1 pseudogene is annotated in these 950 nt (G+C 62.3%); it reads right to left on the bottom strand.

Going from position 1 to position 950, the window contains the following annotated elements:
• Window positions 1–224: 224 nt before the first annotated feature.
• A pseudogene (locus tag QZ269_RS12625) lies at window positions 225–746 on the bottom strand (MOSC domain-containing protein); the annotation flags it as partial.
• Between the last annotated feature and the right edge of the window lie 204 nt (window positions 747–950).

The following is a 950-nucleotide window of genomic DNA, read 5'->3' on the forward strand; positions in this document are numbered from 1 at the left end:
TCCAGCGATTGTGCGCCTGATGAAGAGGGCAGCATGGATACTCCGACGATATGGGCCTCAGACAGCCTCTTAGAGCAGTTCTCCTTTTTGCAAAATGCTCTAGGAAAATGTAACCGTATCCGGTGCCGTTCTGGATAGGGGGGCGAATACGGCAGTCCGCAGAGGGCGTCACGCAAGGAAGGAGCTCGAGTCCAGCGGCGCGGTCTGGTCGCCCAGCCATATTCGCCCCCCCGGACAACCCGCGCAGTAATTCCGCCGTGGCCCCGCACCGCGTTGTAGCCGCCCGGCCCCAGGTTTTCTTCCATCCGCGAACAGGGGTGGCATTCGCCTGTGCCTTCCAAAATGACCTCGCCGATCTGGAAACGGCGGTCCTTAAGGCCCAGCACAGAAATCCCGCTGACCGTGATGTTGCGCCGCAGCAGCTCAGGTGCCACAGTTTCAAGCCCAGCCAGCGCGGCAATAACCGGTAGATGCTCGGCCTGAATCAGCGTGATCTGCCGCCTGCCGGAACCACCCAGAACTGGCGGCGCAGGCGGATGGGTCATGATCTCGCCGCCGGTCGGGGCCGTCAGACGCGGCGGGGCCAGCTTGCCATGATCGCCCAGCAACCCGGTTAGCGGGTGCAACTCGGCTTCGGCCACCGCCTGAACGGGCAGGCGGCGACCGGTTCGCAACCCAATCCACTCGACCCGGCCCGCACGCGGAAAAGTAGAGCGTAGATCGCCAATGGAAATCACGCCCCACATGCTAGCGGAGCGTGAGTGGCCAGAAGTGCCACCTGCCTGACGGTATTCACTGTCCCGCGCTATAAACGCCCCGTTTTACGCCTAAAGCTCGTGCGGCAGACATTAAGGAGTTCCCCGGCTACCATTCCGCGCCTCCAGGGTAAACCACCCTGCTGAGCTTCACCCTCTTGGTCAAAATGGCATCCGTATGGGGCCTGACCGCTG

The organism is Deinococcus sp. (assembly GCF_018260405.1).
Taxonomy (GTDB): domain Bacteria; phylum Deinococcota; class Deinococci; order Deinococcales; family Deinococcaceae; genus Deinococcus.